Consider the following 14,713-nt stretch of genomic DNA (forward strand, 5'->3'; position numbering starts at 1 on the left):
ACGACTATTTCCAGGCGAAGACGGGTTGTTCGAGCTCGTCGACCGGATCGTGCCGGCCCTCGAGGCACAGCCATCGCGTTTGCAGCAGCACCGCACCCGTTGGGGCGTGGATCAAGTCGTTGCCCAGCGGGATCTGAACGACGGGCCGCGGGCTCTCGGGGATGGTGATGAATCGCGGCGAATCGTCGCGCTGTAGTTGATGCAGCCCGACCCGGTAGACGGCGACCACTTCGTCGGGGGCGGGACGCAGATCGAGCCGCCCGCCGCCCCAGATGACGACCGGCGTGATCACGTAGCCCGATCGCGTCGGGTAGTCGTCGAGGAGTCCGAGGACGGCCGAGTCGCTCAACGTGACGCCCACTTCCTCGTCCAGTTCGCGCAGCGCCGCGGTGACGGCGTCTTCGCCGGGGTCCAGCCGCCCACCGGGCAACGCCCACTGGGCGGCATGCGACGACAGCCGCGATGCCCTGCGGCACAGGAGAAACGCCGCGCCTCCCGCGACATCGACCATGCGGCCGTCGAGGTCCTCCGGCATCGGCCGGCCGTCGATCCAGTCGTCGACGGGCGCGGGATCCACCCGGTCGTCGCCGAGTACCGAATCGACGAGGACCACCGCGACGGCGGCGTGCCGTTTCGTCGGGTCGATCACGGCACGGCGATCATGACCCGCGAGATGGCCGCGGATCCGGTCACGGAGCGCGTCGTCGTAGGTGAGCGTCACGGTTTCGACCATATGCAGGCGATACCGTGCAGCAGCGCGCACACCCTCCGCTCGGCCGTAAATATGTATGTGCTATGCATATATACGTGCCGCAATCGCGCTACGACCACCTCGACGAACTGCTGACGCGCCTCCATGTCGCGCGCCAGCGGCCGAGTTGGCGGCGCCGGCTCCTCCATGGCGGGGACCCCGTCACCAGCGTCTCGACCCTGCGCGTGCTGCGCGCGGTGGAGCAATCCGGCGGTGGCGCATCCATCAGCGACGTCGCCGATTACCTGGCCGTCGAGCACTCGACCGCCAGCCGGACCGTGGCCTCCGTCGTCGCCGCGGGTCTTTTGACAAAGGCGAATGCCACCGACGACCAACGCCGGTGCGTGCTGGTGCTGACCGACGTCGGACGAAAAGCGCTCGCGACCGTGACGGACCGGCGACGCGAGCTGGTCGCCGAGACGATCGCCGACTGGCCCGACACCGACGTCGACACATTGGTCACGTTGTTGGAGCGACTGACCCAACGATTCGAATCCACGGCGGGCCGATGACCGCTGAGGCCACCGCCCCGCCGCGGCCCCGCAGCGCGCTCGGGCTGATGTTCGACCCCGTCTTCGGGGCGTTGTTCTGGGGCAAGATGTTCGCCGTCGTGGCCGTGTGGACGCACGGAATCGTCGCGGCGATCGTGATGTACGACGCGACGCAGTCCGCACTGATGGTCGGCATGGTCGGCGTCGTGCAGTTCGGACCGCAGCTCCTGCTTAGTCCGACCAGCGGCAAGTGGGCCGACACCGGCAACCCCGCACGGCAGATCCTGCTCGGCAGGGTGTTGTGTGTCGCCGGTTCGGGTTTCGCGGCGGTGTGGCTGTTCGCCGACCACGATCTGCAGGGGATGGCGGTGGCGATTCCGATCCTCATCGGATCGCTGCTCGTCGGGTTCGGTTTCGTCGTCGGCGGCCCCGCGATGCAGTCGATCGTGCCGAATCTGATTCGCGACGGCGAACTCTCGACGGCGATGGCGCTCAACAGCATGCCGATGACGGTCGGTCGCATCGTCGGCCCGGCCGCGGGCGCCTACCTGGCCGCACATCTCGGTTCGGCCGCGGGCTTCGCAGCCAGCGCCGTCCTGCACCTCATCTTCGCGATCTTCCTCGTCGTGGTGCGGTTCCCCTCTCCCCCGGAACGTCGCTCCGGCACCGACTACCGCGTCCGCGCCGCCGTCAGGTACGTGTGGCGGGACCGCCCACTGTTTCTCGCACTGGTCGCGGTGACGACGGTGGGTATCGCATCGGACCCGTCGATCACGCTGACCCCGTCGATGGCCGATGCACTCGGCGGCGGCACCCATCTGGTCGGCATGCTGTCGGCGAGCTTCGGCATCGGCGCCGCGGTCGGTATGGCGGTGCTCGCGGTGATGGGCGGCCGGATGGCCTCCGATCGGGTGTCGTCGATCGGTTTGGCAGGTCTGGCCGCGGGGTGCGCACTGCTGACCCTCGGCACGACGGCGACCGCCGCGATGGCCGGGTTCGTGTTGTCCGGTCTGGGTTTCGGCTGGGCCATGACGGGGCTCAGCACCGTGGTGCAGGAGCGCGCACCGGAGGAGTTGCGCGGCCGGATCATGGCGCTGTGGTTGGTCGGCTTCGTCGGCTCCCGGCCGATTGCCGCGGTGCTGCTCGGCGGGACCGCAGATCTGTTCAGCGTGCAAGCGGCGTTCGGGGTTGCCGCGGTGCTGACCGCCGTCGTGGCGCTGTGGTGTCGACCGTCGAATCTGGTCGGGCCGCTGCCTGCAAGGATCTGACACCGATGACGCACACCAACGGCGAAAGAGCCGACGCCCGCATGCTCACCGGGGTCTCGGAGACCGCGCTGCTGACACTCAACGGCCGGGCGCACCAGGCCCGCCACCCAGAGGCCATCATCGAAGACCCGATGGCCATCCGGCTCGTCGATGCCATCCACTTCGATTTCGACAAGTTCGGCCGCCGCAAGGGTCAGGAGATGGCTCTGCGTTCGCTCGCTTTTGATCGGGCCGCGACTCAGTACCTCTCGGCACACCCGGCCGCCACCGTGGTCGCACTCGCCGAGGGCCTGCAGACCAGTTTCTGGCGCATCAGCAGCGCGCTGCCGGACGCCGAATTCCGCTGGCTCACCGTCGACTTCCAGCCCATCATCGACCTGCGCCGTCAGCTGCTGCCCTCATCTGCGCGGATCACCAACCTCGCGCAGTCAGCACTGGACTATTCCTGGATGGACGCCGTGGACGCGAGCAACGGCGTCTTCATCACGGCCGAAGGCCTACTGATGTATCTGCAGCCCGACGATGCGACGGGACTGATCACCGAGTGCGCCAAGCGCTTTCCGGGTGGTCAGATGATCTTCGACCTGCCGCCGGTGCTGGTGAAGAAGTTCGCTCCCAAGGGCCTCAAATCCTCCAAGCAGTATCGCGTTCCGCCGATGCCGTTCAGCCTGTCCGCGAATCAACTGGCCGACCTGGCCAACACGGTCCCCGGCATCCGTGCCGTGCACGACCTGCCCATGCCTGCAGGACGGGGCTTCATCTTCGAGAAGGTGTTCCCGGCTTTCTGGCAGTGGCGGCTCACCAAGCAGATCCGCGGCGCCTACACGCTGCTGGAATTCGGCTGAGTCAAAGACGGACATCAGGCACGCTGGTCCCCAACATGACCGCTCTGCTCGAGGACCCAAGCGACCTATCCGCTCTGCGCGCAAAGGGCTCCGATCCCGATGAACTGTTCGCCTCGTTCGCCGCGTGGGCCGAGGCGCAAGGCACCGTGCTCTACCCCGCCCAGGAGGAAGCGCTGATCGAGTTGGTCAGCGGTGCGAACGTGGTCCTGGCCACGCCGACGGGCTCGGGTAAGTCGCTGGTGGCCACCGGCGCGCTGTACGCCGCGCTGGCGGCGGGACGGCGCAGTTACTACACCGCCCCGATCAAGGCGTTGGTCAGCGAGAAGTTCTTCAACCTGTGCGACGTGTTCGGTGCGGCCAACGTCGGCATGCTCACCGGCGACGCCGCAGTCAACGCGAGCGCACCGATCATCACCTGCACCGCAGAGGTACTGGCCAACATCGCACTGCGCGAGGGCAGCGCCGCGGACATCGGTGTGGTGGTCATGGACGAGTTCCACTTCTACGGAGACCCCGACCGCGGCTGGGCGTGGCAGGTGCCGTTGCTGGAGCTGCCGAAGGCCCAATTCCTGTTGATGTCAGCCACTCTCGGCGATGTCACCTTCCTGCGGGAAGATCTGGCGCGCCGCACCGGAAGGCCGACGGCGCTGGTCGCCAACGCCGAACGCCCGGTCCCATTGCACCACTACTACGCGACGACGCCCATGCACGAGACGATCGCCGACCTGCTGGAGACGAAGCAGGCACCGGTCTACGTCGTGCACTTCACCCAAGCCTCGGCGCTCGAGCGCGCACAGGCGCTCATGAGCGTCAACGTGTGCACCAAGGAGGAGAAGAAGGCGATCGCCGACCTGATCGGCGGATTCCGGTTCTCGTCGGCGTTCGGAACGACGCTGTCGCGGTTGGTCCGGCACGGGATCGGCGTCCACCACGCCGGGATGCTGCCGAAATACCGGCGACTGGTGGAACAGCTGTCCCAGGCGGGCCTGCTCAAGGTCATCTGCGGCACCGACACTCTCGGCGTCGGCATCAACGTGCCGATCCGGACCGTCGTCTTCTCGGCGCTGTCGAAGTACGACGGCACGCGCACCCGACTGCTCAGCGCGCGCGAATTCCACCAGATCGCAGGACGGGCCGGGCGAGCGGGCTACGACACCGCGGGCACCGTCGTCGTCGAGGCCCCCGACCATGAGGTGGAGAATCTCAAACAGTTCGCCAAGGTCGCCGACGATCCGAAGAAACGTCGAAAGCTGGTGCGCCGCAAGGTGCCCGAGGGCATGGTTCCGTGGAGCGAGTCCACGCAGACTCGCCTGGTCGCCGCGCCGCCCGAGCCGTTGACGAGCAACATGCGGGTGTCGACCGCGATGATTCTCGACGTCGTCGACCGGCCCGGTGACCCGTTCGCCGCGATGCGCCGACTCCTCACCGAGAACCACGAGCCCCGTAAACGACAACTGCGGCACATCCGCGAAGCGGTAGGTATCGCCCGCTCGCTACTGCAGGCCGGCGTGCTGGAGCGGCTCGACCAACCCGAGGCTGACGGGCGTCGTTACCGACTCACCGTCGACCTGCCACCCGATTTCGCGCTGAATCAGCCGCTGTCGACGTTTGCCCTTGCCGCCGTCGATGTACTCGACGCGGGCTCGGAAACCTATGCGCTGGACGTTGTTTCGGTGATCGAGGCGACGCTCGAGGATCCCCGCCAGATCATGGCCGCACAGCTGAAGAAGGCCAGGGGCGAGGCGATCGCGGCGATGAAGGCCGAAGGTATCGAATATGACGAGCGGATGGAACTTCTCGACGAGGTCACCTATCCGCGGCCGCTCGACGAGCTGCTGACGCACACCTTTGAGGTGTACTTACAAAGCAATCCCTGGGCCGCGGACGGGGCGCTGTCGCCGAAGTCGGTCGTGCGCGAGATGTGGGAGCGGGCGTTCACATTCCGCGAATACGTCAGCGTCTACGGACTCACGCGGTCGGAGGGTGCGGTGCTGCGCTACCTCTCCGATGCCTTCAAGGCATTACGCTCGGGTGTACCCACCGCGGCGCGGACCGAGGAGCTCACCGACATCGTCGAGTGGCTCGGTGAGCTTGTCCGCCAGGTCGATTCGAGTCTGCTCGACGAGTGGGAGCAGCTCACCAACCCGGACGAACATGGGGGTGCGCCCCTCCAAGAAATTCGAGCGGTACCCGCCCGGCCGCGCCCGCTGACGGGGAACGAGCGGGCGTTTACCGCGATGGTCCGCAATGCGTTGTTCCGGCGGGTGGAGCTGTTCGCGCGGCGGCGCTGGTTCGAACTCGGCGATCTGGACGCCGCGTCGGGGTGGACCGCCGAGCGCTGGGAAGAGGTCGGCGATGGCTACTTCGCCGAGCACGACGAGGTGTTCACGGGCGCCGATGCACGCGGTCCCGCGCTGCTGATCGTCAACCGGGAACCCGGCATATGGCGGGTGCGGCAGATCCTCGATGATCCCGCCGGAGACCATGATTGGGGCTTCGACGTCGAGGTGGATCTGGAGGAGTCCGACGAGGAGGGCATTGCGGTCCTGCGCGTCGTTGACGTGGGACGCCTCGACTGATTCCGCCTCCGTCCGGCCGCTGAGCCCATACGCTCGGCGCATGACGACGTTCGCGTTGATACACGGCGCATGGCACGACGCATGGTGCTGGGAACGCGTGACGCCCCTTCTGGAACAGGCCGGGCATGACGTGGTGGCGCCTGACCTACCGACTGAGGACGGCTCTGCGGACTTCGATGCCTACGCGGATGTGGTGACCGGCTCCCTTCAGGGGTGTGGCGACGACGTGGTCGTGGTGGCCCACTCATTGGCCGGTGCCACCGGCGCGCTGGTCCCGGTCCGTCGCCCAGTGCGTCATCTGGTGTATTTGTGCGCGTCGGTTCCGGAGGCGGGAAGCAGCCTCGTCGGCCAATGGCAGGCCCAGCCCGACATGGTCAGTACGGAGTTCGCCGAGGGATGGCTCCAGGGCCTGAGTGAGCCCGACGAGCAATTCCGAACGCAGTGGGTTGATCTCGACTTCGCCCGCAAGGTGTTCTACGCCGACTGCGACGAGGCCACCGCTGCCACGGCCGTCGATCATCTTCGGGTCCAGTCGGGCAATGCGTGGACATTGCCGTGCTCGCTGACCGAGCACCCTTCGGTGAGTTGCACCTCCGTGGTGTGCGATGACGATCTGGTGGTCAATCCCGTCTGGTCCAGGCGGATAGCTCACGATATCGGGGCCGAGATCGTCGCACTCCCCGGAAGTCACTCACCGTTCCTGTCGCGACCGTCCGCGTTGGCCGACGTCTTGCTGCGCATCGCCAACGGAAGCTAGCGACCGACTGACTACCTCTTCGGGTTCTTCGGATCCAGATGACCCTGGCCACCGGAGTCCGACGGCGACGACAGCCCCACCAAGGGTGGCGAAGCCAAACGCGCGGGCTAGTTGTTGGTTGGTGGTGGTTGGGGTTCGAAGGGCTGGTACCACCACCAGTCGGCGCGTTCGCCGAGCGGGCCGCGGCAGGGCGCTACGGCGGGTGGGGGTCGTGTTGGTGGGCGCGCCAACGATGCCGCGCTGAGTGGTCGATCGCTGCTGTCGGTGACCTTCACAACGGTGGCGGGTCCGGTGATGGTGATGACACCGCGGTGATGCAAACGGTGGTGGTAGGCGCAGAGCAGTACCAGGTTGTCCAGTTCGGTGGGTCCGCCGTTTTCCCAGTGCTGGATGTGGTGAGCGTGCAGGCCGCGGGTGGCGTCGCAGCCGGGCACTGCGCAGGTGCGGTGGCGGTGTTCGAGTGCGCGGCGGAGTCGGCGGTTGATGGTGCGGGTGGTGCGGCCGGAGCCGATGAGCTGGCCGTCGCGGTGAAACCACACTTCGCACGTGGCATCACAGGACAGGTATTGGCGTTCGGCGTCGGTGAGCAGCGGCCCTAGATGCAGCGAACCGGCGTGCTCCTTGACGTCGAGGTGCACGACGACGGTGGTGCGCTGCCCGTGGGGCCGGCGGGCCACGTCGGCATCCCAGCCGCACTCCACGAGACGCAGGAACGCATCGATCGTGGCGGGAAGCGGCGGCGCCTGATCGGAGCGGGCATCGTTGTTGTGGTCGTGTTTCCAGTCGGCGACCAACGCGTCCAAATGGGACTGCAGTGCGGCGTCGAATACGGCGGCGTCCACGTGCGGAAGGGTGATCTTCCACGTGGTGGATTCCTCGTCAGAGTGTTTGGTGATCGACCGCGCCGGCTCAGACCGTGGTTCGGGTTCGGGGCGGGGTTCGAGTTTGACCGCGGTACGCAGCTGGGTGACGGTGGCGACTGTGGCCAATTCGACGTAGTGCTCGTCGGATCCGTGGCTGGCCCGCGTCGCGAGGACGCCGAGCTGATCCAGTGACAGTCGGCCTTCGCGCAGACCGGCCGCGCAGCGCGGAAACTCTTCCAGCCGGCGTGCCACGGCGGCGATGACAGAAGCGTTGGCCGGGGAGCAGCCGGTCTTCCACGCCACCAACGCCGCGACCGACCGTGCTCCGGTCATGCCGATCAGCGAGTCGCGCTCCATCTCGGCGGCGATCTCCACGATCCGTCCGTCGATGGCGTTGCGCTGACCGGTCAACTCCGCCAACTCATCGAACAACACGTCAACACGCTCTTTGGGTGCGATCGACGACATACCCCATCAAAGCACCCGGGTCCGACAAGTTCCGGCGTTGGTGCGCAACGGGTTACGCGCCCGGTGGCGCCGGGCCCGTCGGGTCAGCGCGTTGTCACGGCGTGCAGGCGAATGGCGTGCAGTCGATCGTTACCGGAATCACGCATCCCGACGTCGTCGTGACGATTATGGCGAACATAAACGCGAGGACGATTTTCCGGGTGAGATGCAACATGACAGAACCCCCTTCGTCTGGAACGACGACTTCTGTTGGCCCGACTGACTGTACGCCGACGCAAGGGTCTGACCACCGAAATTGACGGATCTGTCGGCCAATTACTTGTCCTGTGCCCCAACGGGATACACAATCAATTTCCGTGGGGAAATGCTTTCCGGATTGATCCGAACACTAAGCCCAGACGGTAGCTAATTCGTCAGTTATTGCTGCCGCAGTTGGTATTCGACGGTTTCGCAGGCCAGGCGCAGGAGTTGACATCGGTCGTGTTTGCATAGCCACCCCCGACGAAAACACCGTAGGCGTCACCGTTGGTCCCGGTGTACGTGGCGCCGCCGCCTCCATTACCCCCACCGGAATTCTCGACGACCAGCGTCCAGCCCGAGCCCTCCAGCGCCGTCTTGTACGCGTCCATGACCTCGGTCGGGGATCCGGTGACCAAGAAGTGCTTATGGATACCGTTCTCCTGAATCCCCTCCGGACCGTCGGTGCGCTGACTGCTCGCCGGCGTGGGTATCAGCGACTGCAGATCCGCGGTCGCGGCGCCCGTCATCGCGGGGCCCGTCATCGCGGGGCCTGTCATCGCGGGCGCCGCCGATGTTGTGGTCGTGCTTGCCGAGACGGTCTCGGTAACAGTCTTGGAGCCGGAATCATCGGAACTGCCGCAGGCTGCAGTGAGCAGCCCGACGGCCAACAGCGCGGGTGCCAGAACATATCCGTTGCGGGCCATAGCTGTTCCTCTTTCGTTTGACGGGATCATCTAGTGGTCGAGGAAACGGGGACAGTCCAGGCGCTGCCCTGCTCTCGGTCGAGCACGGTCTCTCCCTTGTTCTTCAGCCCGAAGATGTAGACGAGCAGGCTGACACCGATGATCACGGTGACGTAGACGATGAACAGGGTGACGTGATCGGGCTTGGAGGCCTGGTACAGCAACGGGGCGGTGCCCCCGAACGCGGAGTTCGCGAGCGCGTAGCCCAAACCCACTCCCAGAGCACGGATCTCAGCCGGGAACAGCTCCGCCTTCACAATGGCGTTCACGGACGTGTAGCCGGTGATGATGATGTAGCCGCCGGCCAGGATGAGGAACGCCATCACCGCGGACGTCGTCTTGGGGAGGTATGTCAGAAGGACGTAGGTGTAGAAAACCCCGGCCACCCCGAAGAAGACGAGAAGCGGCTTGCGTCCGATGCGGTCGCTGAGGAGTCCACCCACTGGCTGCAGCAGCATCAGGAAGATCAGACCCAAAAGGTTCACCCACGTAGCCGTCAGCGCACGGTCGGACCCGAAGGTCGACTTGACGATTGCGGGCGCATTGACGCTGTAGGTGTAGAACGCCACCGTGCCGCCCGCCGTGATCAGGAAGACGAGCAGCAGCGGCCGCCAATGTGCGGTGAACAAGGTCTTCAGCGATCCTGCCTCGTTGTCCTTGCCCTCGCGAATCGCCTCCAGATGCGCCTCGCTGAGCGACTCGTCCATCGAGCGGCGGATCCACAGCACCACAAGCGCGGCGATGCCGCCGATGAAGAAGCCAATCCGCCAACCCCATTCGTGCATCGCGTCGTCGTCGAGGAAGTGCAGCGCGACGAGCAGGGTCACCTGTGCCAGCACGTGGCCACCGACGAGGGTGACGTACTGGAACGACGACAGGAAGCCGCGCCGATTCGCCGTCGCCGCCTCCGACATGTACGTCGCCGACGTGCCGTACTCGCCGCCGGTGGCGAATCCCTGTACGAGCCGGGCGATCACCAGGATCACCGCGGCCCAATATCCGATGCTCTCGCGCGTGGGCATGACGGCGACGACGAATGAGCACGTCGACATGACGGTGATGCTGAACATCAGGGCGGCCTTGCGCCCGCGCCGGTCCGCGAAGCGACCGAAGAACCACGATCCGACCGGTCGCATCAAGAACGTCACCGCGAAGATCGCGTAGATGTAGACCGTCGAGTTCGTATCGGACTTATCGAAGAACTGCGCTTCGAAATAGGACGCGAACACCGTGTAGACGTAGACGTCGTACCACTCGACGAGGTTGCCCGCTGAGCCCTTGATGGTGTTGAGCACCGCCCGTTGGGTACTCGTCGGCGCGCGGGTCGGACCGGACTGGGTGGACGGCAGTTTGGACGTCGGCGTCCCATCACTCATTCACGCGACGGTAACGGACTGCCACCTCATTCGGGGGTGCTTGGACCACGCATCCCCAACGGGATAGTCGCAGTGCACTTTCGGGCCCCGTCAACGGCGATCATTAGCTCACCTAACGCGGGCGTACAGTCGCAGGCATGGAGTACCGCAGCCTCGGACGAACCGGAATTCAAGTGAGCCCGCTGTGTCTGGGCGCGATGATGTTCGGCAGTTTCGGCGAGCCCGACCACGACAAATCGATCGCGACGATCCACGCCGCACTCGATGCAGGCATCAATTTCATCGATACCGCCGACGTCTACTCGCAGGGCGAATCGGAGATCATCGTCGGGAAGGCGCTCGCAGGCGGCAAGCGCGACGATGTGGTGCTGGCGACGAAGGTCAACATCCAGATGGGTGTCCCGTTCGGGGCTCCACCCGGCACCAAAGCTGATCCCAACAAGCGCGGAAACTCCCGGCGCTGGATCGTCCGCGAGGTCGAGGACAGCCTTCGCCGTCTGAACACCGACTGGATCGACCTGTATCAAATTCACCGCCCCGATCCCGACACCGACATCGAGGAAACGCTCGGCGCGCTCACCGATCTGCAGCGGGCCGGCAAGATCCGCGCCTTCGGTTCGTCGACGTTCCCCGCACACCAGATGGTTCGTGCGCAGTGGGTCAGCGAGACGCGCGGTCTCGGGCGGTTCGTGACGGAACAGCCGCCGTACTCACTGCTGGTCCGCGGGATCGAGGCCGACGTGCTGCCGGTGGCGCAGGAATACGGCATGGGCGTGCTGCCGTGGAGCCCGCTGGCCGGCGGCTGGCTCAGCGGCGGCTACCGCAAGGACAAGGATCTCCCCGAGTCGAGGCGAAGCAAGCTGATGCCCGGCCGCTTCGACATGACGCGCCCGGAGAATCAGCGCAAGCTCGACGCCGCGGACGCGCTCGGTCAGCTGGCCGACGATGCCGGGCTGTCGCTGATTCATCTGGCGCTGGCATTCGTCATGCAGCATCCGGCGGTCACCGCGCCGATCATCGGCCCGCGCACCCTCGACCACCTGAAATCCCAGCTCGGCGCCGCCGAGGTCGAGCTTTCGGTCGACGTCCTCGACAAGATCGACGAGATCGTGCCGCCCGGATCGACGCTTTCTCGAGGCGACGTCGGCTACGTGCCGCCGGCGCTGACAGATCCGTTCCACAGGCGTCGCCGCAACGCCTGAGCGCCGGCAAGGGTTTGCGATCGGCGGGCAGAACCGCTTACCTGTGTGGATGCCTGAAATGAATCGCCGCCGCGTGATGCAGATTGCCGGTCTCGGCGCGCTTGCGGCCAGTGTGTCCCTGCCCAGCGCCCACGCCGAGCCTTCGACCAGCGACTACCTCTTCGAGGACAACTTCGACGGACCGGCCGGTTCGGCCCCCGATTACTCGAAATGGGAGCCCGCGTACGAGCGCGAGAGCATGGAGGACCCGACATTCTGGGAGTTGCCCGAGAATGTCGGCCAGTACCGCGACGACCGGCGCAACCTCTTCCTCGACGGCAAGTCCAACCTGGTGATCCGAGCCGCGAAGGACGGCGACACCTACTACAGCGGCAAACTCTTCGGCAAGTACCGGGGACCCATCAACACCACGTGGGAAGCCCGGATCAAGCTGAACTGCCTCACCCCGGGCGCGTGGCCGGCCTGGTATCTGGCCAACAACGATCCCGCCCATGGCGGCGAGGTCGACATCATCGAGTGGTACGGCAACGGCAGTTGGGCTCCCGGAACCACCGTCCACGCCAACCTCAACGGCGGCGAACACGTCAGCCACACCATCGCGCCGGATAGTGCGTGGCACCGATGGCGCGCACAGTGGACGGACGCGGGCATCAGCTTCTGGCTGGACCACTCCGAGGGTGCGTCACCGTACTTCACCGTCACGCCCGACATGCTGCCCAACTACCAATTCAGCAACCCCGGCTTCACGCTGTTCCCGATCCTGGGTCTCGCGGTCGCCGGGTCCGGCGGCGGCGACCCAAGCGGCGGCACCTACCCCGCGGACATGCTCGTCGACTGGGTTCGTGTCTGGTAGGACGCCCCGATTCGCCATCGGCGAGGGTTACGCGGTGTACCGCGGTCCGACGACGCCCGGGACGCTGCACCGTCATGCGGCCTTTCAGGTCATGATCGGGATGGGCGACACCGTCGGCGTCGTGGACGCAACGGACACCGCGCACCGGGCCGAGGCGCTCGTCGTGCCGCCTATGCAGCGGCACTGCCTGCTGCCCGCGGCGGACGTGCTCACCTATTTCGTCGAACCACACTGCGTATTCGCCGACCGGCTCCGTGAGCGCTGCGGCGACGGCATCGCCGCGGTGCCCGACCTGTGCGATCTGAGCGAGGACGATCTGCGGCCGGTGGGCGATCGCGGATCCGAAGCACTCGATCCGCGATTGGTGTCCGCACTGAATGCTTTGGGAGACAGCGACATTCCGTTACCGAGTGTGGCAGCTGAGGTCGGGCTCTCACCGCAGCGTCTGCGAGCGCTGGCGCGGCAGCAGTTGGGAATGCCGCTGGCACGCTGGCGGGTGTGGACGCGACTGCGGCGTGCCGCCGAGGCGCTCCAAGGCGGTAGATCGTTGGCCGACGCGGCGATCGCGGCGGGCTTCGCCGACCAGGCCCACCTCACCCGCCAGATGCGCGAGATGATGGGGCTCACGCCCGCAGCACTGCTGCCGATCGTGCGGCCTCACTCCTTGCGCGCGACGTAGACGGATATCGAACCGTTCACCGTCGACACCACCTCGGCCTCACGCACTTCGTGGAATCCACACTCCGACAACATTTTTGGTAGCACTCCGTCAGCGTTGGGTTGGGTATCGGCCTTGCCGTCGGCCAACTGCACGATGCGGAACGCCAGACGCATCAACACCGTGCGCTGCAGCCCGAAGTCGGCGATCACCACCTTCCCGCAGGGCTTCAGCACCTCGTGCATCGAGCCGAGTATTGCTCTCTTCATCGGCAGCGGGCACTGGTGCAGCACCAGGCTGGACATGACGGTGTCCACCGAATTCGCACCCAGCGCGTCCACCAGCGCATCGCCCATGCTCACGCGCCAATCGACGGTGACCTCGGCCGCGTCGGCCTTACGCCGCGCCACGGCAAGCACTTCGGGATCGGGGTCCAACCCGACGATGGTGGCGCGGGGTTCCACGCGACCCAGGAGCACGGCCAACGATCCGGTGCCGCAGCCTACGTCGGCGATCACGTCGTCAGGCCTTGGCGCGACCCACATGACGGCCAGCGAGCGCCACAGTCGTTCACGCGTCAGCGCGACCGCGGAATCGTAGAACCGCATCGGGGCAAATCGCCCGGCGGCCGGGGTGAAGGCGTGCTCACTCATGGTCACAGTGTCAACGGCCGTATCGCATCCGGTCTTGAACAAAACGCTTGCCCGGTGTTCGACGGGGGAATACTTCTCGCCGACGCTGGCTTAAGCACTACGTATCCAATCGATAGGGAGCGGCTCATGAAGTTCGGGATCTCCACATTCGTGACCGACGACGGCATCGACCCCGTATCGCTGGCACGGGCGATCGAGGAGCGTGGTTTCGACTCGCTCGTCATCGCCGAACACACGCACATACCGACAAGTCGCGAGTCGGCATACCCGATGGGCGGCGAGCTGCCGTCGATCTACTACCGAACGCTGGACCCGTTCGTCACCCTCGCCGCCGCCGCGGCCGTGACCTCCAGAATCGAATTGTTCACCGGAATCGCCCTGCTCATTCAGCGCGATCCGATCATCACCGCGAAGGAAGCCGCGAGCATCGACCTGATCTCCGGAGGCCGGTTCGTGTTCGGTGTGGGCGCCGGCTGGAACATCGAAGAGTTGCGCCACCACGGCACGGACCCGAAGACACGCGGTGCGCTGCTCGACGAGCGCATCGAGGCGATTCGCACACTGTGGACCACCGAGCCCGCCGAGTACCACGGCAAGTACGTCGACTTCGATTCGTCCTACCTACGTCCGAAGCCGGTCCGGAAACCGCATCCGCCCATCTACATCGGCGGCGATTCCAATGCCACCGTCAAACGGGTGATCCGGCATGAGGCGGGGTGGATCTCCAACCCGCTTCCCGTGGACCATCTGGCCAAACGCATCGGTCAGCTCCGCGACGGCGCGGGCCATGACGTCCCGCTGGCTCAGTTCGGCACACCCGACGATCCCGACTACTGGCGCGCCGTCGAAGACCTGGGGTTCGGGCAGGTGGCTCTGTTGCTGCCCACCAAACCGCTCGACGAATCGCTGCGCATACTCGACGAGTACGCCGCGCACGTCAGCGAGTACCGCGGCTAAATCTCTTGC

At 65.9% G+C, this 14,713-nt stretch carries 14 protein-coding genes; 9 read left to right on the top strand and 5 right to left on the bottom strand.

Annotated features, from left to right (window positions below):
* Positions 1-4: 4 nt before the first annotated feature.
* Positions 5-721, bottom strand: a complete 717-nt coding sequence (locus AB4Z42_RS14430) for an NUDIX hydrolase (protein ID WP_442009868.1) — start codon at positions 719-721, stop codon at positions 5-7.
* A gap of 74 nt (positions 722-795) precedes the next feature.
* On the opposite strand from AB4Z42_RS14430, the gene AB4Z42_RS14435 reads away from it, so the two are divergent.
* From AB4Z42_RS14435 to AB4Z42_RS14455, 5 genes are read left to right on the top strand one after another with little or no spacing between them, the layout of a single operon-like run.
* Complete coding sequence (locus AB4Z42_RS14435) at positions 796-1,263, top strand: MarR family winged helix-turn-helix transcriptional regulator (protein ID WP_442009869.1); 468 nt, start codon at positions 796-798, stop codon at positions 1,261-1,263.
* Positions 1,260-2,510, top strand: a complete 1,251-nt coding sequence (locus AB4Z42_RS14440; protein WP_442009870.1) for an MFS transporter — start codon at positions 1,260-1,262, stop codon at positions 2,508-2,510. Before AB4Z42_RS14435 ends, AB4Z42_RS14440 begins: the two co-directional genes overlap by 4 nt.
* A 5-nt stretch (positions 2,511-2,515) precedes the next feature.
* A complete protein-coding gene (locus tag AB4Z42_RS14445) occupies positions 2,516-3,355 on the top strand; it encodes a class I SAM-dependent methyltransferase (RefSeq protein ID WP_442009871.1) in 840 nt (279 codons plus the stop codon).
* Positions 3,356-3,390: 35 nt separating this feature from the next.
* Positions 3,391-5,934: a DEAD/DEAH box helicase gene (locus AB4Z42_RS14450; RefSeq protein WP_442009872.1), complete on the top strand. Its 2,544-nt coding sequence runs from the start codon at positions 3,391-3,393 to the stop codon at positions 5,932-5,934.
* Between the two features lie 40 nt (positions 5,935-5,974).
* On the top strand, positions 5,975-6,691 hold the full coding sequence (locus AB4Z42_RS14455; protein WP_442009873.1) for an alpha/beta fold hydrolase: 717 nt from the start codon (positions 5,975-5,977) through the stop codon (positions 6,689-6,691).
* A gap of 107 nt (positions 6,692-6,798) precedes the next feature.
* Here AB4Z42_RS14455 and AB4Z42_RS14460 read toward each other — a convergent pair whose 3' ends face one another.
* From AB4Z42_RS14460 to AB4Z42_RS14470, 3 genes are all read right to left on the bottom strand, one after another.
* The gene (locus AB4Z42_RS14460) at positions 6,799-8,022 is read right to left on the bottom strand and encodes an HNH endonuclease signature motif containing protein (protein WP_442009874.1); all 1,224 of its coding nucleotides are present in this window, start codon (positions 8,020-8,022) and stop codon (positions 6,799-6,801) included.
* Between the two features lie 413 nt (positions 8,023-8,435).
* A complete protein-coding gene (locus AB4Z42_RS14465) occupies positions 8,436-8,966 on the bottom strand; it encodes a hypothetical protein (protein WP_442009875.1) in 531 nt (176 codons plus the stop codon).
* Between the two features lie 26 nt (positions 8,967-8,992).
* Positions 8,993-10,381 carry an MFS transporter gene (locus AB4Z42_RS14470; protein WP_442009876.1) on the bottom strand — a complete coding sequence of 463 codons (1,389 nt, stop codon included), beginning with the start codon at positions 10,379-10,381 and terminating at the stop codon, positions 8,993-8,995.
* A 137-nt stretch (positions 10,382-10,518) separates the two neighbouring features.
* Here AB4Z42_RS14470 and AB4Z42_RS14475 point away from each other — a divergent pair, with 137 nt between their 5' ends.
* From AB4Z42_RS14475 to AB4Z42_RS14485, 3 genes are read left to right on the top strand one after another with little or no spacing between them, the layout of a single operon-like run.
* Positions 10,519-11,583 (top strand): aldo/keto reductase, encoded by a 1,065-nt coding sequence (locus tag AB4Z42_RS14475; protein ID WP_442009877.1) that lies wholly within the window; start codon positions 10,519-10,521, stop codon positions 11,581-11,583.
* A gap of 49 nt (positions 11,584-11,632) precedes the next feature.
* Entirely contained in the window at positions 11,633-12,436 is an 804-nt protein-coding gene (locus AB4Z42_RS14480; protein ID WP_442009878.1) for a glycoside hydrolase family 16 protein, read from the top strand.
* Positions 12,426-13,115 carry a helix-turn-helix domain-containing protein gene (locus tag AB4Z42_RS14485; protein ID WP_442009879.1) on the top strand — a complete coding sequence of 230 codons (690 nt, stop codon included), beginning with the start codon at positions 12,426-12,428 and terminating at the stop codon, positions 13,113-13,115. Before AB4Z42_RS14480 ends, AB4Z42_RS14485 begins: the two co-directional genes overlap by 11 nt.
* Here AB4Z42_RS14485 and AB4Z42_RS14490 read toward each other — a convergent pair.
* The gene (locus AB4Z42_RS14490) at positions 13,094-13,747 is read right to left on the bottom strand and encodes a class I SAM-dependent methyltransferase (RefSeq protein WP_442009880.1); all 654 of its coding nucleotides are present in this window, start codon (positions 13,745-13,747) and stop codon (positions 13,094-13,096) included. The two genes, AB4Z42_RS14485 and AB4Z42_RS14490, sit on opposite strands and share 22 nt — an antisense overlap.
* A 126-nt stretch (positions 13,748-13,873) precedes the next feature.
* Here AB4Z42_RS14490 and AB4Z42_RS14495 point away from each other — a divergent pair, with 126 nt between their 5' ends.
* Positions 13,874-14,704, top strand: coding sequence for an LLM class F420-dependent oxidoreductase (locus tag AB4Z42_RS14495; RefSeq protein ID WP_442009881.1), 831 nt, complete (start codon positions 13,874-13,876; stop codon positions 14,702-14,704).
* Positions 14,705-14,713: the final 9 nt, after the last annotated feature.

The organism is Mycobacterium sp. 2YAF39, assembly GCF_052114565.1.
GTDB lineage: Bacteria > Actinomycetota > Actinomycetes > Mycobacteriales > Mycobacteriaceae > Mycobacterium.

Bases quoted from the DNA above. Each gene is read 5' to 3' on its own strand.
- AB4Z42_RS14440 (WP_442009870.1), top strand. From the start codon at position 1,260: ATGACCGCTGAGGCCACCGCCCCGCCGCGGCCCCGCAGCGCGCTCGGG.
- AB4Z42_RS14495 (WP_442009881.1), top strand. From the start codon at position 13,874: ATGAAGTTCGGGATCTCCACATTCGTGACCGACGACGGCATCGACCCC.
- AB4Z42_RS14450 (WP_442009872.1), top strand. From the start codon at position 3,391: ATGACCGCTCTGCTCGAGGACCCAAGCGACCTATCCGCTCTGCGCGCA.
- AB4Z42_RS14480 (WP_442009878.1), top strand. From the start codon at position 11,633: ATGCCTGAAATGAATCGCCGCCGCGTGATGCAGATTGCCGGTCTCGGC.
- AB4Z42_RS14445 (WP_442009871.1), top strand. From the start codon at position 2,516: ATGACGCACACCAACGGCGAAAGAGCCGACGCCCGCATGCTCACCGGG.
- AB4Z42_RS14465 (WP_442009875.1), bottom strand. From the start codon at position 8,966: ATGGCCCGCAACGGATATGTTCTGGCACCCGCGCTGTTGGCCGTCGGG.
- AB4Z42_RS14435 (WP_442009869.1), top strand. From the start codon at position 796: ATGCATATATACGTGCCGCAATCGCGCTACGACCACCTCGACGAACTG.
- AB4Z42_RS14455 (WP_442009873.1), top strand. From the start codon at position 5,975: ATGACGACGTTCGCGTTGATACACGGCGCATGGCACGACGCATGGTGC.
- AB4Z42_RS14460 (WP_442009874.1), bottom strand. From the start codon at position 8,022: ATGTCGTCGATCGCACCCAAAGAGCGTGTTGACGTGTTGTTCGATGAG.
- AB4Z42_RS14490 (WP_442009880.1), bottom strand. From the start codon at position 13,747: ATGAGTGAGCACGCCTTCACCCCGGCCGCCGGGCGATTTGCCCCGATG.
- AB4Z42_RS14470 (WP_442009876.1), bottom strand. From the start codon at position 10,381: ATGAGTGATGGGACGCCGACGTCCAAACTGCCGTCCACCCAGTCCGGT.
- AB4Z42_RS14475 (WP_442009877.1), top strand. From the start codon at position 10,519: ATGGAGTACCGCAGCCTCGGACGAACCGGAATTCAAGTGAGCCCGCTG.